This window comes from Pseudarthrobacter sp. AL07 (assembly GCF_029960665.1).
Taxonomy (GTDB): Bacteria; Actinomycetota; Actinomycetes; order Actinomycetales; family Micrococcaceae; genus Arthrobacter.
This window is the reverse complement of sequence record NZ_JASBRB010000072.1, coordinates 1-1,448: the sequence shown is the minus strand read 5'-3', so window position 1 is coordinate 1,448 and position 1,448 is coordinate 1. Positions and strand designations below refer to the sequence as shown.

General features: G+C 61.6%; 2 protein-coding genes. One reads left to right on the top strand and one right to left on the bottom strand.

Annotated elements, in window-relative coordinates; translation table 11 throughout:
* A partial coding sequence (locus tag QK290_RS18415; RefSeq protein WP_282332117.1) for a hypothetical protein occupies positions 1 to 293 on the bottom strand: 293 nt, incomplete at its 3' end.
* Between QK290_RS18415 and QK290_RS18410 the strand changes: the two genes are divergently transcribed.
* Positions 183 to 1,442 carry an ISL3 family transposase gene (locus QK290_RS18410; RefSeq protein ID WP_282332116.1) on the top strand — a complete coding sequence of 420 codons (1,260 nt, stop codon included), beginning with the start codon at positions 183 to 185 and terminating at the stop codon, positions 1,440 to 1,442. The two genes, QK290_RS18415 and QK290_RS18410, sit on opposite strands and share 111 nt — an antisense overlap.
* The last annotated feature ends 6 nt before the right edge of the window (positions 1,443 to 1,448 follow it).

Here is a 1,448-nt window from a genome sequence, read left to right as displayed (position 1 = left end):
GGCTCTTCCGAATGCAGGGTGTAGCCGGGGTTGGCGCGCGTGACTTCCGAGGCCGGGACGTTGGTTCGGCATAGGTGAGGGCCTTGGGTAAGAATCGGAGTGTCTAGTTCTGATTTTTCTACCGCAAGGCCCTCGTGTTTAACGCTACCTTTCAATGCCCTGACCTGACTACTTTCTGCCGCTTGGACGGGCTTGGCTTGGAAGCGACCGGGCAGTTCCTTGCTGCCGATCGTGCCGTGATCGCCTGCCGTGTGGTGGCCACGGACGAATGGTGCAGCAAGTGCGGCTGCCAAGGCATCCCGCGGGACACAGTGACCCGGGAACTTGGCCATGAACCCTTCGGCTGGCGGCCAACCACCTTGCTGGTACGAATCCGTCGCTATCGATGTACCGGGTGCGGGCATGTATGGCGGCAAGACACGTCCCAGGCGGCCGAACCACGGTCAAAGCTTTCCCGTCGCGGCCTGGTGTGGGCGTTGGAAGGCATCGTGTGTCAGCACCTCACCGTGGCCCGCGTCGCCGAGGGCCTGGGTGTGTCCTGGAATACCGCGAACAAGGCTGTACTGGCTGAAGGGCGGCGTGTGCTGATCAATGACCCCACCCGCTTCGACGGGGTGAAGATTATCGGCGTTGATGAGCATGTGTGGCGACACACCAGGCATGGAGACAAGTACGTCACCGTCATCATTGACCTGACCCCGGTTCGCGACAAGACCGGCCCGTCCCGGCTGCTGGATATGGTCGAGGGCCGTTCCAAACAGGTCTTCGCTACTTGGCTGAAACAACGTCCTCAAGCGTGGCGGGACGGGGTGGAAGTCGTGGCCATGGACGGCTTCTCCGGGTTCAAGAGTGCCGCGGCCGAAGAGCTGCCTTCCGCTGTTGCGGTGATGGATCCGTTCCATGTCGTCCGTCTTGCCGGCGACGCACTCAATGACTGCCGTCGCCGGGTTCAGCAAGCCACGTGCGGGCACCGGGGACGGGCCGGGGATCCGCTCTACAAGGCCCGGCTGACGCTGCATACCGGTGACGGGTTGCTGACCGAGAAACAACAAAAGCGAATTGCTGACCTCTTCGCCGAGGAGAAGCATGTCGAGGTCGAAGCGACGTGGGGCGCGTATCAACGCATGATCGCCGCCTACCGGGAGAAGGACCAGGCCCAAGGTAAGAAGCTCATGCAGGCCCTCATTGACTCCCTCAGCTCTGGGGTCCCCGCCGCCCTGAAAGAACTGAAAAAGATGGGCGGAACACTCAAACGCAGGGCAGCAGACGTGCTCGCGTACTTTGATCGACCAGGCACCTCCAACGGCCCAACGGAGGCAATCAACGGACGTCTGGAACACCTGCGCGGCTCTGCCCTCGGCTTCCGCAATCTCACCAACTACGTCGCCAGATCACTGCTGGAATCTGGAGGCTTCAGACCGAAACTACACTCTGCATTCTGAAGAGCC